We start from the raw sequence: 25,268 nt of genomic DNA, 5'->3' as shown, positions 1-25,268 counted from the left end.
CATCACAGAGTCGAAGGTAAAACAATAAGATGAAAACGCCCCTGATAACCCGTGAAGGGTATGAAAAACTCAAACAAGAGCTGAATTATCTCTGGCGTGAAGAGCGCCCGGAAGTCACCAAAAAAGTAACCTGGGCCGCGAGTCTGGGTGACCGCAGCGAAAATGCCGACTACCAGTATAATAAAAAGCGCCTGCGTGAGATCGACCGCCGCGTCCGATATTTGACCAAGTGCATGGAGAATCTGAAAATCGTCGATTACTCCCCGCAGCAGGAGGGCAAAGTCTTCTTTGGCGCATGGGTTGAGATTGAAAATGACGATGGCGACATCCGCAAATTCCGTATTGTTGGCTACGATGAGATCTTCGGTCGTAAAGATTACATCTCTATCGACTCACCAATGGCGCGAGCGCTGCTGAAAAAAGAAGTCGGCGATCTCGCAGTAGTAAACACCCCTGGTGGCGAAGCCAGCTGGTACGTGAACGAGATTGAATACGTTAAGTGAGACCGGAACAATCCGAAGCCCCGGCAGATGGCTGGCATTTTTGTCAGTCAATCCGTATAACTATCCCCTGATTTTTTATCCTATAGACGAAGCTATCCATGATGAATGATTCTTTCTGCCGCATTATCGCAGGTGAAATTCAGGCTCGTGCTGAACAGGTAGAAGCTGCCGTTCGCCTGCTTGACGAAGGGAACACCGTGCCGTTTATCGCACGATATCGTAAGGAAATCACCGGCGGTCTGGACGATACGCAACTGCGTAATCTGGAAACCCGTCTGGGATATCTGCGTGAACTGGAAGACCGCCGTCAGGCAATCCTGAAATCTATCGGCGAGCAAGGCAAACTGACCGACGACCTGGCGAAAGCGATCAACGGCACGTTAAGTAAGACCGAACTCGAAGATCTCTATCTGCCGTACAAACCTAAACGCCGTACCCGTGGACAGATCGCCATTGAAGCAGGCCTTGAGCCGCTGGCAGACCTGCTGTGGAACGAGCCGTCTCACGACCCGGAAACAGAAGCCGCTAAATATCTCAACGCCGACAACGGCGTGGCGGATACCAAAGCGGCCCTCGACGGCGCACGTTACATCCTGATGGAACGCTTCGCTGAAGATGCCGCGCTGCTGGCGAAAGTGCGTGACTACCTGTGGAAGAACGCGCATTTGGTTTCCACCGTGGTAAGCGGTAAAGAAGAGGAAGGCGCGAAATTCCGCGACTACTTCGATCACCACGAACCGATCTCTACCGTGCCATCCCACCGTGCGCTGGCCATGTTCCGTGGCCGTAACGAGGGCGTGCTGCAGCTTTCGCTGAATGCCGATCCGCAATTCGATGAGCCGCCAAAAGAGAGCCACGGCGAACAGATTATCCAGAACCACCTGGGACTGCGCCTGAATAACGCACCTGCCGACAGCTGGCGCAAAGGCGTGGTCAGCTGGACATGGCGAATTAAGGTGCTGATGCACCTCGAAACCGAACTGATGGGCACCGTGCGCGAACGCGCGGAAGATGAAGCAATCAACGTCTTTGCCCGTAACCTGCATGACCTGCTGATGGCGGCTCCGGCCGGCCTGCGCGCCACCATGGGCCTCGATCCCGGCCTGCGTACCGGCGTGAAGGTGGCGGTTGTTGACGGTACCGGTAAGCTGGTCGCGACCGACACCATTTATCCACACACCGGTCAGGCCGCCAAAGCCGCCGTTGCCGTTGCGGCGCTGTGTGAAAAATACAACGTTGAACTGGTGGCGATTGGTAACGGTACAGCGTCGCGCGAAACCGAGCGTTTCTTCCTCGACGTGCAGAAACAGTTCCCGAAAGTCACCGCGCAGAAAGTGATCGTCAGCGAAGCCGGGGCATCGGTTTACTCGGCTTCCGAGCTGGCGGCGCAGGAGTTCCCGGATCTCGACGTTTCATTGCGTGGCGCAGTGTCTATCGCCCGTCGTCTGCAGGATCCGCTGGCTGAGCTGGTGAAAATCGATCCGAAATCCATCGGTGTGGGCCAGTATCAACACGACGTTAGCCAGACACAACTGGCGCGTAAGCTGGACGCGGTGGTGGAAGACTGTGTGAACGCCGTCGGCGTCGATCTCAATACCGCTTCCGTTCCGCTGTTGACCCGCGTGGCCGGCCTGACACGCATGATGGCGCAAAACATCGTCGCCTGGCGCGATGAGAACGGTCAGTTCCAGAACCGTCAGCAACTGCTGAAAGTCAGCCGTCTGGGGCCAAAAGCTTTTGAACAGTGCGCAGGCTTCCTGCGCATCAACCATGGCGATAACCCACTGGATGCCTCCACCGTTCACCCGGAAGCCTATCCGATTGTGGAACGCATTCTGGCCGCTACCGAGCAATCGCTGCGTGACCTGATGGGCAACAGCAACGAACTGCGCAATCTGAAAGCCGCCGATTTTACTGACGAACGCTTCGGGGTGCCGACCGTCACCGACATCATCAAAGAGCTGGAAAAGCCGGGTCGCGATCCGCGTCCTGAATTTAAAACCGCACAGTTTGCTGACGGCGTAGAAACCATGAACGATCTGCTGCCGGGAATGATCCTGGAAGGGGCGGTCACCAACGTCACCAATTTCGGCGCGTTTGTTGATATCGGCGTTCATCAGGATGGCCTGGTGCATATCTCTTCGCTGTCGAATAAGTTTGTCGACGATCCACACACCGTGGTGAAAGCGGGCGACATTGTGAAGGTGAAAGTGCTGGAAGTGGACCTGCAACGTAAGCGTATCGCGCTGACCATGCGTCTGGACGAGCAGCCGGGTGAAACCAATGCGCGTCGCGGCGGCGGGAATAACGATCGCACTCAGGGCAATCGCCCAGCGCCAAAAGCGGCGAAACCGCGTGGCCGTGACGCCCAGCCTGCGGGCAACAGCGCTATGATGGATGCGCTGGCGGCGGCAATGGGTAAAAAGCGCTAAGTTTAAACCGTGTGCCGGATGACGGAATCAATACCTTATCCGGCATATTTAATATATCCCCCGCTTTTCACCACAATATATTTATCACTTTATTAACAGATGAAACCTTAATTAAACATTAAGATTCTCAATAATTACCTCCGCGAACCATTCTTTCCCTACCAGAATAAATATTGAGGAATATCAAAATTGGCTCAAATTATTATCCAATTGTACATTCCGTCACATTTATTCTATTGATGATAGAAACCATTCTCATTATCATTGTTTTGTTGATTATTTACTCTTTCCTTACGTTGGCTAATCATCTGGTCTCATGCCGCCCTGTCGCCCCATGAGGTAATCATCCAGTTAGCGAGATATAAGTAGGTCCCTATGCAATTCACTCCTGACAGTGCGTGGAAAATTACCGGCTTTGCCCGTGAAATCAGCCCGGCTTATCGTCAGAAACTGTTGTCACTTGGCATGCTGCCCGGCTCCTCCTTCAACGTGGTACGCGTCGCCCCGCTCGGCGATCCTATCCATATCGAAACGCGTCGCGTAAGTCTGGTATTGCGTAAAAAGGATTTGGCGTTATTAGAAGTGGAAGCGGTTTCCTGTTAATACAGTGAGTCTATAAAAATGAAAAAACTAACCATTGGTTTAATTGGTAATCCTAATTCCGGCAAGACAACTTTATTCAACCAACTCACCGGCGCGCGCCAGCGTGTAGGCAACTGGGCTGGCGTTACCGTGGAGCGTAAAGAAGGTCATTTCGCCACAACGGACCATCAGGTCACGCTGGTGGATTTACCCGGCACCTATTCTCTGACGACAATCTCATCCCAGACCTCTCTCGATGAGCAGATTGCCTGCCACTATATTTTAAGCGGCGACGCGGATCTGTTGATCAACGTGGTCGATGCTTCAAACCTTGAACGCAACCTCTACCTGACGTTGCAACTGCTTGAGTTGGGCATCCCCTGCATCGTCGCGTTGAATATGCTGGATATCGCTGAAAAGCAGCAAATCCGTATTGATATCGACGCCCTCTCAGCACGTCTTGGCTGCCCGGTGGTTCCGCTGGTTTCCACCCGCGCCCGCGGCATTGAAGCGCTGAAGCTGGCGATCGATCGCTACAAAGAAAACGACACCGTCGAGCTGGTCCATTATGCCCAGCCGTTGCTGCAGGAAGCGGACTCCCTCGCCGACGCGATGGCCAAAGATATGCCGCTCAAACAGCGCCGCTGGCTGGGTCTGCAGATGCTGGAAGGCGATATCTACAGCCGCGCCTATGCGGGTGATGCAGCGCAAAATCTCGATGCCTCTATCGCACGCCTGAGCGAGACTATGGACGATCCGGCGCTGCACATCGCCGATGCGCGCTATCAGTGCATTGCCGCTATCTGCGATACCGTCAGCAATACTCTGACGGCAGAACCGAGCCGTTTCACCACCGCGGTAGATAAAATCGTTCTCAACCGCTTCCTCGGGCTGCCGATTTTCCTGTTCGTGATGTACCTGATGTTCCTGCTCGCCATTAACATCGGCGGCGCGCTGCAACCGTTGTTTGACGTCGGCTCCGTAGCACTCTTTATCCATGGTATTCAGTGGATTGGCTACACGCTGCACTTCCCGGACTGGCTCACTATCTTCCTGGCCCAGGGCCTTGGCGGCGGGATTAACACCGTGCTGCCGCTGGTACCGCAAATCGGCATGATGTACCTGTTCCTCTCCTTCCTTGAAGACTCCGGCTACATGGCGCGCGCCGCGTTTGTGATGGACCGTCTGATGCAGGCGCTGGGACTGCCGGGCAAATCGTTCGTCCCGCTGATCGTCGGCTTTGGCTGTAACGTACCGTCCGTGATGGGCGCACGTACGCTGGACGCCCCGCGTGAGCGTCTGATGACCATCATGATGGCGCCGTTTATGTCCTGCGGCGCACGTCTGGCGATTTTCGCCGTCTTTGCCGCGGCGTTCTTTGGTCAGAACGGCGCACTGGCGGTCTTCTCGCTGTACGTACTGGGTATCGTGATGGCTGTGTTGACGGGCCTGATGCTCAAACACACCATCATGCGTGGTGAAGCAACGCCGTTCGTGATGGAGCTGCCGGTATACCACGTGCCGCACATCAAGAGTCTGATTATTCAGACCTGGCAGCGCCTGAAAGGCTTCGTTCTACGTGCAGGTAAAGTCATCATCATCGTCAGCATTTTCCTCAGCGCGTTTAACAGTTTCTCGCTGAGCGGGAAAATCGTCGATAACATCAACGACTCTGCTCTGGCCTCCGTTAGCCGTGTTATTACTCCCGTGTTTAAACCGATTGGCGTTCACGAAGATAACTGGCAGGCAACCGTAGGTTTGTTCACCGGCGCGATGGCGAAAGAAGTGGTGGTGGGTACGCTGAACACGCTCTATACCGCGGAAAACATTCAGGAAGAAGAGTTCAACCCGGCAGATTTCCACCTCGGTGACGAGCTGATCGGCGCAGTGGATGAAACCTGGCAAAGCCTGAAAGACACCTTCAGCCTGAGCGTACTGGCTAACCCTATCGAAGCCAGCAAGGGCGACGGCGAAATGGCGACGGGCGCAATGGGCGTGATGGGCGAGAAATTTGGCAGCGCCGCCGCCGCGTACAGCTACCTGATCTTTGTTCTGCTGTATGTGCCGTGCATTTCAGTGATGGGCGCTATCGCACGTGAATCCAGCCGTGGCTGGATGAGTTTCTCGATTCTGTGGGGCCTGAATATCGCCTACTCTCTGTCGACGCTGTTTTATCAGACGGTCAGCTACAAAGAGCACCCGACCTACAGCCTGGTGTGCATTTTAGCGGTCATCCTGTTTAACATCGTGTTGCTGGGCCTGCTGCGTCGAGCTCGCAGCCGCGTGGACCTCGCACTGCTGGCAACCAACAGAACGGCGAGTTCCTGCTGTTCCAGCACGACTGGCGATTGCCACTAAGGTTATCGACAATGGCATCACTTATTCAGGTTCGTGATTTATTGGCTTTGCGGGGGCGTATGGAGGCAACACAAATTAGCCACACGCTGCATACCCCGCAGCCCATGATTGACGCCATGCTGAATCAGTTAGAAAAGATGGGCAAAGCGGTGCGGATTCAGGAAGATGCCGACGGGTGTCTTTCCGGAAGCTGCAAAAGTTGCCCGGAAGGTAAAGCCTGCCTGCGCGAATGGTGGGCTTTACGCTAATCAGATGCTATTTGCCGGATGGCGCTACGCTTATCCGGCCTACAAATGATGCAAACGTCCAGGCCGGATAATTCGTTTATGCAGATATCCGGCTTTTTTGCGTAATGGATTCCACATAGATTTCATTATTTCAGCAAAAAAGATCTATCCTCCAGCCAGCTACCCGCGAAGGTGATGGTTACATTTACACCATTATTGAACATCAAAGCAGCGCCGATGCTCACATGGCATTTCGGCTAATGCGCTATGCCATTGCGGTAATGCAGCGTCATCTGGATGCGGGACATAAGAAACTGCCTCTGGTAATCCCCCTACTTTTTTATCATGGTGCAACAAGCCCCTACCCCTATTCACTTTGTTGGCTGGACGAGTTTGATGACCCGGAGTCCGCCAGACAGCTTTATAGCACCGCGTTTCCACTGATCGATATCACCGTTGTGCCCGATGACGAGATTATGCAGCATCGCCGGATGGCGCTGTTGGAACTCATCCAAAAACATATCCGTAAACGCGATTTGATGGGGCTGGTAGAAAAACTGGCCATCCTGCTTGTTAAAGGACACGCTAATGACAGCCAGTTGAAAGCCTTGTTTAATTACCTGATGCAAGCCGGAGACACCGTGCATTTTGGCGAGTTTATTCATGAAATCGCCGAACGTTTACCCCAACATAAGGACAAGTTGATGACTATCGCCGAAAGATTACGACAGGAAGGGCATCTTAATGGCCTTCAGGAAGGCCATCGGAAAGGATTACAAGAGGGGTTACAAACGGGCAAACGAGAGGAAGCTTTGCGCATCGCGACGACCATGCTAGCGGATGGTATCGACAGATTAACAATACTCAGAATTACCGGGCTTAGCGCTGAAGACCTGCCAGCACAACCCCATTAATTTCATGCCCGGCAAGCGCGACGCTACCGGGCAAATCAACAGGGGCTATAGCTGGTGTTTTAACGCCACCAGCGCTGAGCAGAACTCCGCCGGATGCGAGATAAACGGCGCATGCGCCGCCTTAGCAAACACCAACGACTCACTCTGCGGCCACAGGGCATCCAGCATCGGGACGACTTTGCGCGGCACCAGGCCATCAAGATAGCCGTATAGCCGCAGGAAAGGCATTTCCACCGTGCACAGCGGTTCTCGCAGATCGACCGTTTTCAGGATCTCCAGCCCGCCATTAAGCACTTCGACGTCCGGCATGGGTAAAGCCAGCACCGTTTTCTTCAACGCTCGCGCATCCTGACGCGCGGTTTCCGTACCCATCGTTTGCAATGCCAGAAAACGCTCCACTGTACGCTGGAAATCTTCGCTCAGCTGCTGCTGGAAGCCTGCCAGCACCTCTGGCTTGATACCCGGCCACTCATCCCGCGCGCTAAAGCAAGGGGAAGACGCGACGGTCACCAGCGCCTGAACACGCTCAGGATGCGTTAGGGCTACCTGACTCGCGACCAGCCCGCCCAGACTCCAGCCGAGCCAGATAGCTTTCTCCGGTGCCTGTTTCAATACCCGCTCAGCCATCTCTTCCAGCGACATTGCACCGAAACCCTGGCTACGACCAAATCCCGGTAAGTCGACAAGATGCAGCGTAAAATGCGAACTCAGTTCCTCGCTTATGCAATGCCACACTTGCGCATTCAGTCCCCATCCGTGCAGCAGCACAAGATGGCAATTTCCCGAACCCTGGGTCTGCCACCAGATGTCATTCATCAGTTATTGTTCTCTTTTAGCCTGAAAGGATGCATCTATGCTAACAGTACCGGGATTGTGCTGGCTATGCCGAATGCCCCTGACGTTAGGGCATTGGGGGATCTGCTCAGTCTGTACGCGGGCAACGCGCCAACATGCCAGCCTATGCCCCCAATGTGGACTCCCTGCCGCTCATACCGTCATTCCCTGTGGGCGCTGCCTGCAAAAACCGCCGCCATGGCAGCGGCTGGTCACCGTCAGCGACTATGTTCCGCCGTTGAGCGGGCTTATCCACCAGCTCAAGTTTTCGCGACGCAGCGAAACAGCCTCCGCTCTTTCGCGTTTGCTGTTGCTGGAGGTACTACAGGCCCGGCGCGTCAGCGCCCTTCCTCTGCCGGACAGGCTGGTCAGCGTCCCGCTCTGGCAACGTCGACACTGGCGCAGAGGGTTTAATCAGAGCGATTTACTGTGCCGTCCGCTTGCACGCTGGCTGGGTTGCGACTGGGACAGCCAGACCGTCTCGCGGGTTCGGGCAACCGCCACACAGCACCATCTCAGCGCCCGATTACGTAAACGTAACCTGAAAAATGCCTTTCGCCTTGAATTGCCGGTGCAGGGACTCCATATGGTTATTGTGGATGATGTCGTCACTACCGGAAGTACCGTCGCGGAAATCGCGCAGCTGCTTTTACGCAACGGCGCGGCGACTGTCCAGGTATGGTGCCTGTGTCGAACCTTGTAGAGCCTCGATGATGGGCGTATTATAACCAAGTAAAATAGTCAACTATTAGGCCATTACTATGATCCATATTTCCGATGCTGCACAAGCGCACTTTGCCAAACTGCTGGCAAATCAGGAAGAAGGGACACAAATCCGCGTATTTGTGATTAATCCCGGCACGCCTAACGCTGAATGCGGCGTTTCTTATTGTCCGCCGGACGCCGTGGAAGCAACCGACACCGCCATTAAATTTGACCTGCTGACCGCATATGTTGATGAACTGAGCGCACCGTATCTGGAAGATGCAGAAATCGATTTCGTTACCGACCAGTTAGGCTCCCAGCTGACCCTGAAAGCACCAAACGCCAAAATGCGTAAAGTTGCCGATGATGCGCCGCTGATGGAACGCGTGGAGTACATGCTGCAATCGCAGATCAACCCACAGTTGGCTGGTCACGGTGGTCGCGTATCTCTGATGGAAATCACCGATGAAGGCTACGCCATTCTGCAGTTTGGCGGCGGCTGTAACGGCTGTTCAATGGTCGATGTGACGCTGAAAGAAGGTATTGAGAAACAGCTGCTGGCTGAATTCCCTGAACTGAAAGGCGTTCGCGATTTAACCGAACACCAGCGCGGCGAGCACTCTTACTACTAACGACCAGACTTGTAGGCCCGGTAAGACGCATCCGCGTCGCCACCGGGCATCGATGCTGGATGGCAGCGTAAACGCTTTATCCGGCCTACGCCCTTACATTTCTCTGCACGTACCCTGTAATAATCCCCTGCATAATTTGACCAGCCTCTCATAATTTAAATTTTGCCTGCCCAGGTGATTTTCAAGCGCCACATGTTACCCGTATCATTCGTATCAGCACCTAACACACACATAATAGCCAGCTAAACTGATTAGTTTTGCAGGCAACCAGCATTGGTGCTGAGAATACTCTGTTCCCGGTCGGGACAATCGGAATTTGTCATCTAAACACTGACGTTACCCATAACAAAGTTAAGGCCAGGTAAATCATGCCATTAGTCATCGTTGCTATCGGTGTAATCTTGTTACTCCTCCTGATGATCCGTTTCAAAATGAACGGTTTCATCGCTCTCGTCCTGGTGGCGCTTGCTGTCGGATTGATGCAAGGGATGCCACTGGATAAAGTCATCGGTTCAATTAAAGCCGGCGTCGGCGGAACCCTTGGCAGCCTCGCCCTGATTATGGGTTTTGGCGCCATGCTGGGCAAAATGCTGGCGGACTGCGGCGGCGCACAGCGCATCGCAACCACCCTGATTGCTAAATTCGGCAAAAAACATATTCAATGGGCGGTGGTATTAACCGGCTTCACCGTTGGTTTTGCCCTGTTCTACGAAGTTGGTTTCGTACTGATGCTGCCGCTGGTGTTCACCATTGCCGCTGCTGCCAATATCCCGCTGCTGTACGTTGGCGTGCCAATGGCTGCGGCACTGTCCGTAACGCACGGCTTCCTGCCACCGCACCCGGGTCCAACCGCTATTGCCACCATTTTCCACGCAGATATGGGTAAAACCCTGCTGTTTGGTACGATTCTGGCAATCCCGACCGTTATTCTCGCCGGTCCGGTATACGCACGTTTCCTGAAAGGCATTGATAAGCCAATCCCGGAAGGTCTGTACAGCGCAAAAACCTTCACTGAAGAAGAGATGCCAGGCTTTGGCGTCAGCGTCTGGACCTCTCTGGTCCCGGTTATTCTGATGGCAATGCGCGCCGTGGCGGAGATGATTCTGCCGAAAGGTCATGCTTTCCTGACAGTTGCAGAATTCCTCGGTGACCCGGTCATGGCAACGCTGATTGCAGTGCTGATTGCGATGTTCACGTTTGGTCTGAACCGCGGACGTTCGATGGATCAGATTAACGACACGCTGGTGTCTTCAATCAAAATCATCGCGATGATGCTGTTGATCATCGGTGGTGGCGGAGCCTTCAAACAGGTTCTGGTTGATAGCGGCGTGGACAAATACATCGCCTCAATGATGCACGGCTCTAACGTGTCTCCGCTGCTGATGGCATGGTCTATCGCTGCAGTACTGCGTATCGCATTGGGTTCCGCAACCGTTGCAGCGATCACCGCTGGTGGGATAGTGGCGCCGCTGATTGCAACAACCGGCGTAAGCCCTGAGCTGATGGTTATTGCGGTTGGTTCCGGTTCCGTCATCTTCTCCCACGTGAACGATCCAGGCTTCTGGCTGTTCAAGGAGTACTTCAACCTGACCATCGGTGAAACCATCAAGTCATGGTCAATGCTGGAAACCATTATCTCTGTCTGCGGTCTGGTAGGGTGTCTGCTGCTGGGTATGGTGGTCTGATAAAACGGTGCCGGGTGGCGCTTCGCTTACCCGGCCTACCGCTGTCATCGTAGGCCGGATAAGACGCACTCTGCGTCGCCATCCGGCAAAATAACACTACTTCTTCTTCGCCGCCGCTTTTCGCCGCTTATCCAAATCCTTAATCAGCTTATTCACTCTCTCATCGGCGAACATCTGCTCCAGCGTGGCGGTGAGCTTACGCCGCCAGTTTTTGTACTGGTCGCTGGTCCCCGGAATGTTGACCGGTTCAGCCATATCCAGCCAGTCTTCCGGTTGTAGGCCCAGCAGCGCACTGTTGCTGTCAGCGATGTAGCGTTGCATGCCGCGATTAAGAATCGGCGTCATCGACATCAGGGATGCCTTGTGACCGGCACGTTTTGGCAGGCAGCCGTATTTGTGCAGCGCGTCCAGCAGCCCCTGTTTCGCCAGTTCTCGGTCCTGATACAACCCGCGCAGCACGACTTCATCCGGATACAGGCCCAGTGCTTTACCCAGCGTCAAATCGCCGCTATCCCAATAACCTTTAAGCGTAGGAAGGTCATGCGTCGCCGCGACTGCCATTGATTGTTCCGGGTACGCTTTCGGCGTACGGAAGTTTTTCTCATGGTCATTCTCGAAATAAAGCACTTTGTAGGAGTACACGCCGCTGTCGCGCAGCTTGCTGACGATCTCCACCGGCACAGTACCCAGATCCTCACCAATTACCATGCAGTGATGACGTTTACTCTCCAGCGCCAGAATTGAAAGCAGGTCATCGACCGGATAGTGCACGTAAGCGCCGTGATCGGCAGTTTCACCGTAGGGGATCCACCACAGACGCAGCATCGACATAACATGGTCGATACGCAGCGCACCGCAGTTCTGCATATTGGCGCGCAGCAGTTCGATAAACGGTTCGTAGGCGCGTGCCGTAATGATGTGCGGATCCATCGGCGGCAGCCCCCAGTTTTGTCCGAGCGGACCGAGAATATCCGGCGGCGCACCAACCGAGGCTTTCAGGCAATACAGCTCGCGGTCGCACCAGGTTTCCGCCCCACCTTCGGCCACGCCAACCGCCAGATCGCGATACAGTCCAATCGGCATCGCAAAACTCTGGCTGGTTTTCCAGCAGTCAGCAAACTGGGTATACGCCAGCCACTGTAACCACAGGTAGAAATCCACATCGTCACGATGTTCTTCGCAGAAGCGTTTTACCTCTGGCGAGTCCACTGACTGGAAAGCTTCCGGCCACACCGGCCATCCCCAGCGCAATGCGTCCTCTTTCACCTGATGCGCATGCAGCGCATCAAAGGCTGCCTGCCAGTAGAGGCTGTCCCCTTCCTGAGACACAAACTGGCGAAATGCCGCCATCTGCTCATCATCACGTGCGGAGAAGCTTTTCCACGCCATACGTAGCGCCGTCATCTTCAGTGCAGTAACGGCAGAATAATCAACCCACTCGGCATCGCGCGCACGTTGCAGAGCTTGCTGAGTCGCGGGTTTCTGCCACCACGCCTGCGCCTCTTTACTCAGGCGGAAATCGTCTACGGCGTTCACATCAATATAAATCACGTTCAACCAGCGGCGTGAAGACGGGCTGTACGGGCTGGCGCTCTCCGGGTTAGCCGGATACAGCGCGTGAATAGGATTAAGCCCGATAAACGCGCCGCCGCGTTGCGCCACATCGACCAGCATGGCGCGGAGATCGCCAAAGTCGCCAATCCCCCAATTCTTTTCTGATCGCAGGGTGTAGAGCTGAACGCATGCGCCCCACAGCTTCTGCCCGGCTAACAGCGCCTGCGGTTCATAGCAGCGCTTTGGCGCCACGATGATACGACAATGGGTACGCAGCTCGCCCTGGGTCAGGGTCAACGTGTGATACCCCTCCGGCAGCTTCGCCGGAAGAGTGAAAGATTTACCGCCGACGGCATGCCCTTTGTGCTGCACGCCCTCTTCGGTGGTCAGCAGCCAGTTAAACTCTCCGCTTCCCTCAACCGCCAGCGGCATTTTCTTGCCAGCGGTGTAGACCATGACATTCGGCACCGGAGTTACCGCCACCTGAGTGGCAGCGGTGGTGCGATGCATGGCGTCAAGCAAACGCCGTTTGGTTTCGGCACCAATAGACTGCGGTTTACCGTGGGCATTAATGTAATTGGGGCTGATCCCCGCCGCCAGCGCGGCATTATCCAGACGTTTGCTTTCCATCGCGATTCCTTAACGTTTCGCCTGCCAGATACGAGCCTGATAATCGCGGATGGAGCGATCCGAGCTGAACATGCCGCAACGTGCGGTATTCAGAATCGCCGCCCGGGTCCAGGCTTCCTGGTCACGATACAACACGTCAACCTGCTTCTGAGCTTCAACGTAGGCCGCGAAGTCCGCCATCACCAGATACGGGTCGCCGCCCTGCTTGTCGATACTGTGCAGCATCTGGTCAAAGGCATGCTTGTCGCCGTCGCTGTATTTCCCGCTTTCCAGCTCTTTCAGGACAGCATCCAGCACTTTGTCTTCTTTACGCCATTTCACTGGGTCGTAGCCTTTGGCTTTGAGCACCTTCACCTCTTCCACGGTATGACCAAAGATAAAGATATTCTCGTCACCCACCTTCTCGGCGATTTCGACGTTTGCGCCATCCAGCGTACCAACGGTTAACGCACCGTTCAGCGCCAGCTTCATGTTACCGGTGCCGGAAGCCTCTTTCCCTGCGGTTGAAATTTGCTCAGAGATATCCGCCGCCGGGATCAGCATTTCCGCCGCCGAGACACAATAATCCGGCAGGAAGACGACCTTCAGCTTGTCACCCACTTGCGGGTCGTTATTGATGGTTTGTGCAACCTGGTTGATGGCGAAGATGATATTTTTCGCCAGGTAGTAACCCGGAGCCGCTTTTGCGCCAAACAGGAATACGCGCGGCACGCGATCTGCCTGCGGGTTGTCACGGATTTCTTTGTACAACGCCAGAATATGCAGCAGGTTGAGGTGCTGACGCTTGTACTCATGCAGACGTTTAATCTGAATATCAAAGATAGCGTTAGTCGTTATTTCAATACCGGTACGCGCTTTAATAAACTTCACCAGACGCTCTTTGTTCGCCAGCTTGATGTCGCGATACTGCTGACGGAACTTCGCGTCGTCGGCGTATTTTTCCAGGTTAATCAACTGGTCGAGGTCGTTGGCCCACTCTTTTTTCAGCGTTTTATCCAGCAGTGCGGCAAGCGCCGGGTTGCACTGCTTAATCCAGCGACGTGGGGTAATCCCATTGGTGACGTTATGGAATTTGTTCGGCCAGAGCTGGTGATATTCAGGGAACAGATCTTTCACCACCAGATCGGAGTGCAGCGCCGCCACACCGTTAACCGCAAAGCCGCTGACCACGCACATGTTAGCCATGCGCACCTGTTTGTTGTGCACCACCGCCAGCTTCGCCCAGACTTCAGCATCACCCGGCCAGGTTTTATCGACCAACGCCTTAAAGCGCTCGTTAATCTCTTTGATGATTTGCATATGGCGCGGCAGTAGCGCTTTCACCAGCTTCTCGTCCCAGCACTCCAGCGCCTCTGGCATAAGGGTGTGGTTGGTGTAAGCAAAGGTTTTGCTGGTAATGGCCCACGCATCGTCCCAGCTCATCTGGTGCTCATCAATCAGCACGCGCAGCAGCTCAGGAATGGCAATGGTCGGGTGAGTATCGTTGAGCTGAATAACTTCAAAATCAGCCAGCTCATGCAGTTTACGCCCTGCCAGATGATGGCGGCGCAGAATGTCAGCTACAGAACAGGCACACTGGAAGTACTGCTGCATCAGGCGCAGCTTTTTACCCGCGGTGTGGTTATCGTTCGGGTACAGCACTTTCGTCAGTTTTTCGGCGTCGATGCCCTGCTGCTCTGCGCGCAGGAAATCACCGTCGTTAAATTTGGTCAGGTTAAACGGATGCGCGTGGCTGGCCTGCCACAGACGCAGCGGTTGCGCTACGCCGTTACGGTAGCCGAGAACTGGCAGATCCCAGGCCTGACCGGTGATGGTAAAACCTGGCTCCCAGTGGCCTTCTTTGCTGACCTTGCCGCCAATCCCAACCTGCACATCCAGCGCCTCGTTGTGACGGAACCACGGGTAGCTGCCACGATGCCAGTCATCCGGGGCTTCCATCTGTTGCCCATCGGCAAAGGACTGACGGAACAGGCCGTACTGGTAGTTGAGGCCATAGCCCGTCGCCGACTGGCCGACAGTCGCCATCGAATCGAGGAAGCAGGCTGCCAGGCGTCCCAATCCACCGTTACCCAACGCCGGATCGGTCTCTTCTTCCAGCAGGTCGGTCAGGTTGACGTCATGTGCTTTCAGCTCATCGCTCACCTCCTGATACCAGCCGAGGTTGAGTAAGTTATTGCCGGTCAGACGGCCAATCAAAAACTCCATCGAGATGTAGTTAACGTGACGCTGATTTTTTGCCGGTTTCGCCGCAGGCTGGGCGCTGAGTAACTCAGCCAACGCCCCACTCACCGCCTGCCACCACTGGCGCGACGTCATTTCTTGAGCCGACAGTAAACCGAAGCGCTGCCACTGACGCGTCAGGGCAGCCTGAAATTGATCTTTGTTGAAAGTAGGCTGTGACATAGGGGTTCCAGATCCTTAGGTAATAAAACAACGTTATCGCTAGTTTGCCTGGCTCGTTGTTGACATTCCTCATCCTGGCACGGATTAGGGAGGGAGGAGGAGCGGGGATGAGCATAAAAGTGTGATCTCCGCCACTTAAAGGGGGCGTAATCACCCGTAAATTCGCGCAAACCGTGCATAACGCCCTTTGGATGACGCATTAATAACAAAGGATTAATCCACAATCTCAAATAATGGAGTGACGATGAGAAACAAAATGTAAATAGAGAAATAGTTTCTAACCTGAAATATCTATGCCGGGTAAGATAATTCACATAAAAATTTTAAGTCGGCCACAAAATTCGTCGATTTTGATTAGTCGCCTGAGTAACTATATAAAAACAGAGGGATTTTTCGACACATTAAAAATTACAACGGATCCAGTCGCCACGCCTGTTGCGACTCTTTAAAACAATTATTGCAATAGATGTATAGATTTGTGACATAGTGCAAAATCAGACACACAAAAAGTCCGCTTAGCTTGCATAAAACACCAATCTGGCCGACCTTATATCTATTAATTACGAAGCGCAAAAAAAATCATTCTTCCCTATTTTCACACAGTGAAGTGACTAACTTATGTTGATTCCGTCTAAATTAAGTCGTCCGGTTCGACTCGACCATACGGTGGTTCGTGAGCGCCTGTTGGCTAAACTTTCCGGCGTGAACAATTTCAGGCTTGCCCTGATAACAAGTCCTGCTGGTTATGGAAAAACAACGCTGGTTTCGCAATGGGCGGCGGGGAAGAACGACTTAGGCTGGTACTCTCTGGATGAAGGCGATAATCAACAAGAGCGCTTTGCCAGCTATCTGATCGCCGCCATCCAACAGGCAACGGGTGGACATTGCACCACCAGCGAAGCGATGGTGCAAAAGCGCCAGTACGCCAGTCTGACGTCACTGTTTGCCCAGCTATTTATCGAACTGGCCGAGTGGCACCGTCCGCTCTACCTGGTGGTGGATGATTATCATCTGATCTCCAATCCGGCTATTCACGAAGCGATGCGTTTCTTCCTGCGTCACCAGCCTGAAAACCTCACGCTGGTCGTACTGTCGCGCAACCTGCCGCAGTTGGGTATTGCCAACCTGCGGGTACGCGATCAACTGCTGGAAATAGGCAGCCAACAGCTGGCCTTTAACCATCAGGAAGCCAAACAATTTTTCGACCGACGTTTGTCCTCTCCCATTGAAGCGGCAGAAAGCAGCCGGATGTGCGATGACGTTGCTGGCTGGGCCACAGCGTTACAGCTGATCGCCCTTTCCGCCCGCCAGAACAATAACTCTGCTCACCAGTCGGCACGACGCCTCGCCGGGATCAACGCCAGCCATTTGTCCGATTATCTGGTTGATGAAGTGCTGGACAGCGTCGACCTCGGCACCCGTCACTTCCTGCTGAAAAGCGCCATTCTGCGTTCCATGAACGATGCGCTGATCGTCCGCGTTACCGGGGAAGAAAATGGCCAGATGCGACTGGAAGAAATTGAGCGCCAGGGGTTATTCCTGCAGCGGATGGATGACGTTGGCGAGTGGTTCAGCTATCACCCGCTGTTTGGCAGCTTTTTACGCCAGCGCTGCCAATGGGAGTTGGCGAACGAACTGCCCGAAATACACCGCGCCGCCGCCGAAAGCTGGATGGCGCAAGGCTTCCCCAGCGAAGCTATCCACCACGCGCTGGCGGCCGGTGACGCCCATATGCTGCGCGATATCCTGCTTAATCATGCGTGGGGACTGTTTAACCACAGCGAGCTGACGTTACTGGAAGAGTCGCTGAAAGCCCTGCCGTGGGAAAGCCTGCTGGAAAATCCGCGTCTGGTTCTGCTACAGGCCTGGCTGATGCAGAGCCAGCACCGCTACGGAGAGGTTAACACCCTGCTGGCGCGCGCAGAGCAGGAAATAAAAGGCGACATGGAGCCAACGCTGCACGCCGAATTCAACGCTTTACGGGCGCAGGTAGCGATTAACGATGGCAACCCTGACGAAGCCGAACGCCTGGCAAAACTGGCGCTGGATGAATTACCCATCGCCTGGTTCTATAGTCGTATCGTCGCCACCTCGGTGCACGGCGAAGTCCTGCACTGTAAGGGCGATCTCACACGCTCTCTGGCGTTAATGCAGCAAACCGAGCAAATGGCACGTCATCATGACGTCTGGCATTACGCACTGTGGAGCCTTATCCAGCAAAGCGAAATTTTGTTTGCCCAAGGCTTTTTACAGGCCGCCTGGGAGACTCAGGAAAAAGCGTTCCAGTTGATCAAAGAGCAGCACCTGGAACAGCTGCCAATGCACGAGTTCCTGGTGCGCATTCGTGCGCAGCTACTGTGGGCATGGGCGCGTCTGGATGAATCAGAAGCCTCTGCCCGTAGCGGTATTGAACTGCTTTCCACTTTCCAGCCGCAGCAGCAGCTACAGTGTCTGGCGCTGCTGGTTCAGTGTTCACTTGCGCGGGGCGATCTTGATAACGCTCGCAGCCTGCTCAACCGTCTGGAAAACCTGCTGGGCAACGGTCACTATCACAGCGACTGGATCTCCAACGCCGATAAGGTGCGGGTGATTTACTGGCAAATGGTGAGCGACAAAAACTCTGCCGCCAACTGGCTGCGCCACACGCCGAAACCAGAATTCGCCAATAACCACTTCCTGCAAAGCCAGTGGCGCAACATCGCTCGCGCGCAAATCCTGTTGGGTGAGTTTGAACCGGCTGAAATTGTGCTGGAAGAGTTGAATGAAAATGCACGAAATCTGCGCCTGATGAGCGATCTGAACCGTAACCTGCTGCTGCTTAATCAGCTCTACTGGCAGGCAGGGCGCAAAAATGACGCCCAGCGTGTGTTACTCGAAGCCCTACAGCTGGCGAACCGCACCGGGTTTATCAGCCACTTTGTTATCGAAGGCGAGGCCATGGCGCAACAACTGCGTCAGCTGATTCAGCTCAATACCTTACCGGAACTCGATCAGCACCGCGCCCAGCGCATTTTGCGTGAAATTAACCAGCATCATCGCCATAAATTCGCCCACTTTGATGAAGGGTTCGTTGAGCGTCTGCTGACTCACCCGGAAGTACCGGAGCTTATCCGCACCAGCCCGCTGACCCAGCGCGAATGGCAGGTTCTGGGACTAATTTATTCGGGCTACAGCAACGAGCAGATCGCCGCAGAGCTGGCCGTCGCGGCAACGACCATCAAGACGCACATCCGCAATTTGTACCAAAAGCTCGGCGTCGCACACCGCCAGGATGCGGTGCAACATGCGCAGAAGCTGCTGAAGATGATGGGATACGGCGTTTAGTTAATGCCTGATACGCGACGCTTATCAGGCCTGGAATTACCTTAGCACAGCTCTAACTGAATATGATGGTCAGCAATCACCTGCATCACACCAGCAGGCGGCAGCGTGTCGGTATAGACCGCATCCACCATGCTGATGCTGCCCATATTCACCATCGCGTTACGCCCAAACTTCGAGTGGTCCACCACTAGCATCACATGACGTGAATTCTCAATGATCGCGCGTTTGGTGCGAACTTCGTGATAATCAAATTCCAGCAGCGAACCATCGCTGTCGATACCGCTGATGCCTAAGATGCCGAAGTCCAGACGGAACTGAGAAATAAAGTCGAGGGTCGCTTCGCCCATAATACCGCCGTCGCGGCTACGCAGTTCGCCACCGGCGAGGATTATGCGGAAATCCTCTTTCGCCATCAGCGTATTCGCCACATTGAGGTTGTTGGTCACAATGCGTAAATTGCTGTGATTGAGCAGCGCGTGAGCCACCGCTTCCGGCGTGGTTCCGATATCAATAAACAGCGTAGAACCGTTCGGGATCTGCGTGGCAACTTTGCGAGCAATGCGCTCTTTTTCCGCCGTCTGCGTTGCTTTACGGTCATGCCACGGGGTGTTAACCGAGCTGGATGGCAACGCCGCGCCGCCGTGATGGCGCAAAATCATGTTCTGATCGGCCAGATCGTTAAGATCGCGGCGAATCGTCTGCGGGCTGACGGAGAAATGCTCCACCAGCTCTTCAGTACTGACGTATCCCTGTTTTTTTACCAGCTCGATGATCGCGTCATGTCGTTGTGTTTGCTTCATTATTGTTCCCTGAAATTTTGCCGGATGCGCTGACGCTTATCCGGCCTACAAATTGGTCCAAACGCACACCGCCTTCCGGCACCACAAAACTTGAATCAAGTTCGTTTTCGTACATTTATAGTATCGGCAAACGCCATTGCCAAACCCACGGCCAACCCGGCGATATGAGCGCCATTCGCCATCGACATGCCGAATAGATCAAACCAGCCGGCAACAATCCAGATCAAGGCAAAGATAATCAAACCACGCTGCAGGAAAATACCGCTCTGCGGATCGCGCTCGCCGCGCAACCACACGTAGCCCATCAGCGCATATACCACGCCAGACAATCCACCAAACCACGGGCCGCTAAATTTCTGCTGAACATAACCGCTCAACAGGGCGCTGATCACGGTAATAACAATCAGTTTTCCACTGCCCAGACGCTTTTCAACCGCACCGCCGAGATACCACCACCACAGCAGGTTGAACAGAATATGCATCAGCGAGAAGTGCATAAAAGCGTGGGTGAAATAACGCCAGAATTCAAATTTCAGCGAAGGGTCAAACGGCCATGCCAGCCAGAGCATCACAGCCTGGTCGCCCAGCACGTTCATCGCGATAAACACCAACACACACGCGGCCATCACCAACCAGGTTACCGGACCTGCGCGTTCGCGCAATGTGGCCAGGAACGGATAACGTTGGTAGCGCAGACCGCTGTCGGTCTGACCCGACTGCCAGCTTGCTGCGAGGTAGCGCGGATCGCCCGGATTCTCCAGAAACCGCACCAGTTCAGCGTGCACGCGCTGAGCCTGGGACTCATCCGCCAGCCAGACATCCGTTTGCTGATGTTGTTGAATCGTCAGGATAACGCCCTGTGTCGCCATATAATCAACAAATGCCTGCGCCACGCGGGGGTTAGCAAAAGAGGTAATCATCAACATGGTTGCTGTCGCTTCATCCACACAAAAGAGGACAGTATATATACCCTTCTTACTTCGAGCTGCATCTTTGTTGGCTTTCCTCGCTCACTCCGGTCACGTACTGTTCGTACGCTCCCGGAGATTCGCTGCGTCGCCGTCGCGATGCAACTCGAATTAATTTGGGTATAGCCTTACGAACCGTATGCCACTTCTGCCGGAAAATGTCGATGCCAGGCATCGAAGCCGCCGTCAACGCTGTAAACCGCGTCATAGCCCTGCTGCAGAAGATATTGCGCCGCGCCTTTACTGCTGTTGCCGTGATAACACATCACCAACACGGCAGTGTCGAAATCATGCTCGCGCATAAATGATCCCAGCGTGTCGTTCGTCAAATGAAATGCCTGTGGGGCATGGCCCATTGCATAGCTTTGCGGGTCGCGAATATCCACTAACACCGCCGCCCCCTGATGCAGCTTCTGATGCGCTTCTTCGACATTAATACATTCAAACTGATCCATTGCTCTCTCTTCTTTTTATGGCAGGTGACGCTTTTCGGACATGTTACTGCTTAGTGTACGTCCCGACGGCAGTTAAACGCCATAATGTTATATGTATCACTGTAAATTGTTTATCCGATGTTACCAATGGCGCGATTCTTTGCTATTATGCTCGATAACGAACATTAATGAGCTATAACGAAAGTGCGAGAGGCCAGCATGGAAACCAAAGATCTGATTGTGATAGGTGGAGGCATCAACGGTGCCGGTATCGCGGCAGATGCCGCTGGACGCGGTTTATCCGTGCTGATGCTGGAAGCGCAGGATTTAGCCTGCGCCACCTCTTCCGCTAGCTCCAAACTCATCCACGGTGGCCTGCGCTACCTGGAACACTACGAATTTCGTCTGGTGAGCGAAGCGCTGGCCGAACGTGAAGTGCTGTTGAAAATGGCACCACACATCGCCTTCCCGATGCGCTTCCGTCTGCCCCACCGCCCGCACCTGCGTCCGGCGTGGATGATCCGGATTGGTTTGTTTATGTACGATCATCTGGGCAAACGCACCAGTTTGCCAAGTTCTACCGGTTTGCGTTTTGGCGCAGATTCTGTAATGAAACCTGAGATTGTGCGCGGTTTCGAATATTCTGACTGCTGGGTAGACGATGCACGACTGGTTTTGGCAAACGCCCAAATGGTCGTACGCAAAGGCGGAGAAGTATTAACCCGCACTCGCGCCACCTCTGCTCGCCGTGAAAACGGTTTGTGGATTGTTGAAGCTGAAGATATCGATACCGGCAAAAAACACACCTGGCAGGCGCGTGGCCTAGTCAACGCCACCGGTCCGTGGGTGAAAGAGTTCTTTGACGACGGTATGCACCTGCCATCGCCGTACGGTATTCGCCTGATTAAAGGCAGCCACATCGTGGTGCCGCGCGTCCATACCCAGAAGCAAGCTTATATTCTGCAAAACGAAGATAAACGCATTGTGTTTGTTATCCCATGGATGGACGAATTCTCGATCATCGGGACGACAGACGTTGAATACAAAGGCGATCCGAAAGCGGTGAAAATTGATGAAAGCGAGATCAATTACCTGCTGAAGGTTTACAACGCGCACTTTAAGAAGCAGCTGGGCCGTGATGATATCGTCTGGACTTACTCGGGCGTGCGTCCGCTGTGCGATGACGAGTCTGACTCACCGCAGGCAATCACCCGTGATTACACGCTGGATATCCACGACGAAAACGGCAAAGCACCGCTGCTGTCGGTCTTTGGCGGTAAGCTGACGACCTATCGTAAGCTGGCTGAACACGCGATGGAAAAACTGGCATCGTACTATCAGGGAATTGGTCCGGCGTGGACCAAAGAGTGCATTCTGCCAGGCGGTGACATTGGCGGCGATCGCGAAGACTACGCGGCCAAACTGCGCCGTCGCTACCCGTTCCTGACCGAGTCGCTGGCGCGCCATTATTCTCGCACCTACGGCAGCAACACCGAATGGGTCATCGGCGAAGCCACCTCGCTTGCCGAGTTAGGTGAAGACTTTGGCCATGAGTTTTATGAGGCCGAGCTGAAATATCTGGTCGATCACGAATGGGTTCGTCGTGCGGAAGATGCGTTGTGGCGTCGCACGAAAGAAGGTATGTGGCTGAACGCTGAGCAGCAGTCGCGCATGACCCAGTGGCTGGCTGAATACATTGAGAAGCACCAGCTGTCGCTGGCGTCCTGATAAAAATGCCGGATGGCGGCGACGCCTTATCCGGCCTACAAAGGTGCATAAACGTAGGCCGGGCAAGCGCAGCGCCCCCGGCCTCGTGTTTTACAACCGCACCGAATCAATATGCCAGATGTTTTCGGCGTACTCTTTGATCGTCCTGTCCGACGAGAAGTAGCCCATGTTGGCGATATTAATCATCGACTTAGTAGTCCACTCTTCCGGATGACGATACAGTTCATCAACCTTATCCTGGCAATCAACGTAACTGCGATAATCCGCCAGCACCTGATAGTGGTCGCCAAAGTTGATCAATGAGTCCACCAGGTCGCGATAGCGTCCCGGCTCCTCTGGGCTGAATACGCCGCTGCCGATCTGCGTCAGCACCTGGTGCAGCTCCTCGTCTTTCTCGTAATATTCACGCGGCTTATAGCCCTGACTACGCAAAGCCTCAACCTCTTCCGCCGTATTACCAAAGATAAAGATATTTTCTGCGCCCACATGTTCCAGCATCTCGACGTTGGCACCATCCAGCGTACCGATGGTCAACGCGCCATTCAGCGCAAATTTCATGTTACTGGTCCCGGAGGCTTCGGTCCCGGCCAGTGAAATCTGCTCAGACAGGTCGGCAGCAGGAATTATTACCTGCGCCAGGCTGACGCTGTAATTGGGGATAAACACCACTTTCAGTTTGTCGCCAATTTGCGGATCGTTATTGATCACTTTTGCGACGTCGTTGATCAGATGAATGATGTGCTTCGCCATGTAATAGGCCGAAGCCGCTTTACCGGCGAAGATATTCACACGCGGCACCCACTCGGCGTCAGGATCGGCCTTAATGCGGTTGTAACGGGTGATCACATGCAGCACGTTCATCAGCTGACGTTTGTATTCGTGAATACGCTTGATCTGTACGTCAAACAGCGATTTCGGATTCACTACCACGTTAAGCTGCTGGGCAATGAGCGTGGCCAGACGTTTTTTGTTCTCCAGCTTCGCTCGGCGTACCGCCTGGTTCACCAACGGGAAATCACAGTGCTGTTCAAGCTCGCTCAACTGGCTGAGATCGGTACGCCAGGTGCGGCCAATATTCTCATCCAGCACCTCAGAGAGCGGCGGGTTAGCCAGCGCCAGCCAGCGACGCGGCGTCACGCCGTTGGTAACGTTGCAGAAGCGGGTCGGGAAGATCTTCGCAAAGTCAGCAAATAGCGACTGCACCATCAGGTTGGAGTGCAGTTCAGACACACCATTAACCTTGTGGCTCACCACGACCGCCAGCCATGCCATACGCACCCGGCGGCCGTTAGATTCATCGATAATCGACGTCCGCCCCAGCAGACCGGTATCGTTCGGATACTGCTCCTGCAGCGTTTTCAGGAAGTAGTCGTTAATCTCAAAAATGATTTGCAGATGGCGCGGCAGAATTTTGCCCAGCATATCCACCGGCCAGGTCTCCAGCGCTTCGCTCATCAAAGTGTGGTTGGTATACGAGAAAACCTGACAGCACACTTCAAACGCATCATCCCAACTGAACTTGTGCTCATCAATCAACAGACGCATCAGCTCAGGGATCGACAGCACCGGATGGGTGTCGTTGAGGTGAATGGCGATTTTATCCGCCAGATTATCGTAGGTTTTGTGCAGTTGATAATGACGATTCAGAATGTCCTGCACCGTGGAGGAGACCAGGAAATACTCCTGGCGCAAGCGCAGCTCGCGTCCTGAATAGGTGGAGTCATCCGGATAGAGCACGCGGGAGACGTTCTCGGAGTGGTTTTTATCTTCCACCGCCGCAAAGTAGTCGCCCTGGTTAAATTTACCGAGGTTGATCTCGCTACTGGCCTGGGCATTCCACAGGCGCAGCGTGTTGGTGGCATCGGTGTCGTAACCGGGGATAATCTGGTCGTAGGCAACCGCGAGGATCTCTTCGGTTTCTATCCAGCGCGTTTTCTTGCCTTCCTGCTGTATACGCCCGCCAAAGCGCACTTTGTAGCGCGTATTGTGGCGTTTGAACTCCCATGGGTTACCGTATTCCAGCCAGTAGTCCGGCGACTCTTTCTGTCGGCCATCAACAATGTTTTGCTTGAACATGCCGTAGTCATAACGAATACCGTAGCCGCGTCCCGGCAGTCCCAGCGTTGCCAGTGAGTCCAGGAAGCAGGCCGCCAGGCGCCCGAGGCCACCGTTGCCTAGGCCTGGGTCGTTTTCTTCATCGATCAGATCTTCAAGATCCAACCCCATACCTTCCAGCGCATTTTTGACATCGTCATAAATACCCAACGATAACAGTGCATTGGAAAGCGTGCGGCCAATCAAAAACTCCATAGACAGGTAATAAACCTGTCGAGTTTCCTGTGACAATTGCGCACGGTTAGAACGCAGCCAGCGCTCCACGAGACGATCGCGCACCGCGAACAATGTGGCGTTCAGCCACTCATGTTTATTGGCAATGACCGGGTCCTTACCAATCGTGAACATCAGCTTGTAGGCGATAGAATGCTTAAGTGCCTCTACGCTGAGTGTGGGCGATGCATAAGTAAATGGAGCATTCATATAGGTGATTCCTGGAT

General features: G+C 54.1%; 17 protein-coding genes and 1 pseudogene. 11 read left to right on the top strand and 7 right to left on the bottom strand.

Annotation, left to right across the window (positions count from 1 at the left end; translation table 11 throughout):
* The first annotated feature begins 29 nt into the window (after positions 1-29).
* The 6 genes and pseudogenes from greB to SK39_RS13200 all read left to right on the top strand — a co-directional run.
* Positions 30-503: a transcription elongation factor GreB gene (gene greB / locus SK39_RS13225; RefSeq protein ID WP_003023524.1), complete on the top strand. Its 474-nt coding sequence runs from the start codon at positions 30-32 to the stop codon at positions 501-503.
* Between the two features lie 98 nt (positions 504-601).
* Positions 602-2,935, top strand: coding sequence for a Tex family protein (locus tag SK39_RS13220; RefSeq protein WP_016151100.1), 2,334 nt, complete (start codon positions 602-604; stop codon positions 2,933-2,935).
* Between the two features lie 375 nt (positions 2,936-3,310).
* Positions 3,311-3,538, top strand: coding sequence for a ferrous iron transporter A (gene feoA / locus SK39_RS13215; RefSeq protein ID WP_003023519.1), 228 nt, complete (start codon positions 3,311-3,313; stop codon positions 3,536-3,538).
* An 18-nt stretch (positions 3,539-3,556) separates the two neighbouring features.
* Positions 3,557-5,875, top strand: coding sequence for a Fe(2+) transporter permease subunit FeoB (gene feoB / locus SK39_RS13210; RefSeq protein WP_032937253.1), 2,319 nt, complete (start codon positions 3,557-3,559; stop codon positions 5,873-5,875).
* 11 nt (positions 5,876-5,886) lie between these two features.
* A complete protein-coding gene (feoC, locus tag SK39_RS13205) occupies positions 5,887-6,123 on the top strand; it encodes a [Fe-S]-dependent transcriptional repressor FeoC (protein ID WP_003023516.1) in 237 nt (78 codons plus the stop codon).
* Between the two features lie 161 nt (positions 6,124-6,284).
* Positions 6,285-7,016 (top strand): annotated as a pseudogene (locus SK39_RS13200) (Rpn family recombination-promoting nuclease/putative transposase); the annotation flags it as partial.
* A gap of 45 nt (positions 7,017-7,061) precedes the next feature.
* Here the strand turns inward: SK39_RS13200 and bioH are convergent.
* Positions 7,062-7,832 (bottom strand): pimeloyl-ACP methyl ester esterase BioH, encoded by a 771-nt coding sequence (gene bioH / locus SK39_RS13195; protein ID WP_016151103.1) that lies wholly within the window; start codon positions 7,830-7,832, stop codon positions 7,062-7,064.
* A 37-nt stretch (positions 7,833-7,869) separates the two neighbouring features.
* Between bioH and gntX the strand changes: the two genes are divergently transcribed.
* The 3 genes from gntX (at position 7,870) to gntT (ending at position 10,872) form a co-directional block, all read left to right on the top strand.
* Positions 7,870-8,553, top strand: a complete 684-nt coding sequence (gene gntX / locus SK39_RS13190) for a DNA utilization protein GntX (protein WP_003023511.1) — start codon at positions 7,870-7,872, stop codon at positions 8,551-8,553.
* Between the two features lie 58 nt (positions 8,554-8,611).
* Positions 8,612-9,187, top strand: a complete 576-nt coding sequence (nfuA, locus tag SK39_RS13185) for a Fe-S biogenesis protein NfuA (protein ID WP_003023509.1) — start codon at positions 8,612-8,614, stop codon at positions 9,185-9,187.
* A 368-nt stretch (positions 9,188-9,555) separates the two neighbouring features.
* Complete coding sequence (gene gntT / locus SK39_RS13180; protein ID WP_003023507.1) at positions 9,556-10,872, top strand: gluconate transporter; 1,317 nt, start codon at positions 9,556-9,558, stop codon at positions 10,870-10,872.
* Between the two features lie 96 nt (positions 10,873-10,968).
* On the opposite strand, the gene malQ is transcribed toward gntT, so the two are convergent.
* Positions 10,969-13,056 (bottom strand): 4-alpha-glucanotransferase, encoded by a 2,088-nt coding sequence (gene malQ, locus SK39_RS13175; protein WP_032937252.1) that lies wholly within the window; start codon positions 13,054-13,056, stop codon positions 10,969-10,971.
* 9 nt (positions 13,057-13,065) lie between these two features.
* The gene (gene malP / locus SK39_RS13170) at positions 13,066-15,459 is read right to left on the bottom strand and encodes a maltodextrin phosphorylase (RefSeq protein WP_048217078.1); all 2,394 of its coding nucleotides are present in this window, start codon (positions 15,457-15,459) and stop codon (positions 13,066-13,068) included.
* A gap of 618 nt (positions 15,460-16,077) precedes the next feature.
* Between malP and malT the strand changes: the two genes are divergently transcribed.
* Positions 16,078-18,783 (top strand): HTH-type transcriptional regulator MalT, encoded by a 2,706-nt coding sequence (malT, locus tag SK39_RS13165; RefSeq protein ID WP_003848003.1) that lies wholly within the window; start codon positions 16,078-16,080, stop codon positions 18,781-18,783.
* Between the two features lie 41 nt (positions 18,784-18,824).
* Here the strand turns inward: malT and SK39_RS13160 are convergent, their stop codons facing one another.
* The 3 genes from SK39_RS13160 to glpE all read right to left on the bottom strand — a co-directional run bounded on the left by SK39_RS13160 (position 18,825) and on the right by glpE (position 21,006).
* On the bottom strand, positions 18,825-19,583 hold the full coding sequence (locus SK39_RS13160) for a DeoR/GlpR family transcriptional regulator (RefSeq protein ID WP_003023499.1): 759 nt from the start codon (positions 19,581-19,583) through the stop codon (positions 18,825-18,827).
* A gap of 95 nt (positions 19,584-19,678) precedes the next feature.
* Positions 19,679-20,509 (bottom strand): rhomboid family intramembrane serine protease GlpG, encoded by an 831-nt coding sequence (glpG, locus tag SK39_RS13155; protein WP_003023496.1) that lies wholly within the window; start codon positions 20,507-20,509, stop codon positions 19,679-19,681.
* A gap of 170 nt (positions 20,510-20,679) precedes the next feature.
* Positions 20,680-21,006 carry a thiosulfate sulfurtransferase GlpE gene (glpE, locus tag SK39_RS13150; RefSeq protein ID WP_003023495.1) on the bottom strand — a complete coding sequence of 109 codons (327 nt, stop codon included), beginning with the start codon at positions 21,004-21,006 and terminating at the stop codon, positions 20,680-20,682.
* Positions 21,007-21,204: 198 nt separating this feature from the next.
* Between glpE and glpD the strand changes: the two genes are divergently transcribed.
* Positions 21,205-22,713 (top strand): glycerol-3-phosphate dehydrogenase, encoded by a 1,509-nt coding sequence (gene glpD / locus SK39_RS13145; RefSeq protein ID WP_003023494.1) that lies wholly within the window; start codon positions 21,205-21,207, stop codon positions 22,711-22,713.
* A 90-nt stretch (positions 22,714-22,803) separates the two neighbouring features.
* Here the strand turns inward: glpD and glgP are convergent, their stop codons facing one another.
* A complete protein-coding gene (gene glgP / locus SK39_RS13140) occupies positions 22,804-25,251 on the bottom strand; it encodes a glycogen phosphorylase (RefSeq protein ID WP_003023492.1) in 2,448 nt (815 codons plus the stop codon).
* Positions 25,252-25,268 lie beyond the last annotated feature (17 nt).

Origin of the sequence: Citrobacter sp. BIDMC107 (assembly GCF_001037575.1) — a bacterium.
GTDB lineage: Bacteria > Pseudomonadota > Gammaproteobacteria > Enterobacterales > Enterobacteriaceae > Citrobacter > Citrobacter freundii.
This window is presented reverse-complemented; position numbering and strand designations above follow the sequence as displayed.

What these genes read in the sequence shown, in the direction of transcription:
- malQ (WP_032937252.1), bottom strand. Translation starts at nt 13,056, where the DNA reads ATGGAAAGCAAACGTCTGGATAATGCCGCGCTGGCGGCGGGGATCAGC.
- malT (WP_003848003.1), top strand. Translation starts at nt 16,078, where the DNA reads ATGTTGATTCCGTCTAAATTAAGTCGTCCGGTTCGACTCGACCATACG.
- glgP (WP_003023492.1), bottom strand. Translation starts at nt 25,251, where the DNA reads ATGAATGCTCCATTTACTTATGCATCGCCCACACTCAGCGTAGAGGCA.
- SK39_RS13160 (WP_003023499.1), bottom strand. Translation starts at nt 19,583, where the DNA reads ATGAAGCAAACACAACGACATGACGCGATCATCGAGCTGGTAAAAAAA.
- greB (WP_003023524.1), top strand. Translation starts at nt 30, where the DNA reads ATGAAAACGCCCCTGATAACCCGTGAAGGGTATGAAAAACTCAAACAA.
- glpG (WP_003023496.1), bottom strand. Translation starts at nt 20,509, where the DNA reads ATGTTGATGATTACCTCTTTTGCTAACCCCCGCGTGGCGCAGGCATTT.
- gntT (WP_003023507.1), top strand. Translation starts at nt 9,556, where the DNA reads ATGCCATTAGTCATCGTTGCTATCGGTGTAATCTTGTTACTCCTCCTG.
- feoA (WP_003023519.1), top strand. Translation starts at nt 3,311, where the DNA reads ATGCAATTCACTCCTGACAGTGCGTGGAAAATTACCGGCTTTGCCCGT.
- glpD (WP_003023494.1), top strand. Translation starts at nt 21,205, where the DNA reads ATGGAAACCAAAGATCTGATTGTGATAGGTGGAGGCATCAACGGTGCC.
- nfuA (WP_003023509.1), top strand. Translation starts at nt 8,612, where the DNA reads ATGATCCATATTTCCGATGCTGCACAAGCGCACTTTGCCAAACTGCTG.
- glpE (WP_003023495.1), bottom strand. Translation starts at nt 21,006, where the DNA reads ATGGATCAGTTTGAATGTATTAATGTCGAAGAAGCGCATCAGAAGCTG.
- malP (WP_048217078.1), bottom strand. Translation starts at nt 15,459, where the DNA reads ATGTCACAGCCTACTTTCAACAAAGATCAATTTCAGGCTGCCCTGACG.
- gntX (WP_003023511.1), top strand. Translation starts at nt 7,870, where the DNA reads ATGCTAACAGTACCGGGATTGTGCTGGCTATGCCGAATGCCCCTGACG.
- bioH (WP_016151103.1), bottom strand. Translation starts at nt 7,832, where the DNA reads ATGAATGACATCTGGTGGCAGACCCAGGGTTCGGGAAATTGCCATCTT.
- SK39_RS13220 (WP_016151100.1), top strand. Translation starts at nt 602, where the DNA reads ATGATGAATGATTCTTTCTGCCGCATTATCGCAGGTGAAATTCAGGCT.
- feoB (WP_032937253.1), top strand. Translation starts at nt 3,557, where the DNA reads ATGAAAAAACTAACCATTGGTTTAATTGGTAATCCTAATTCCGGCAAG.
- feoC (WP_003023516.1), top strand. Translation starts at nt 5,887, where the DNA reads ATGGCATCACTTATTCAGGTTCGTGATTTATTGGCTTTGCGGGGGCGT.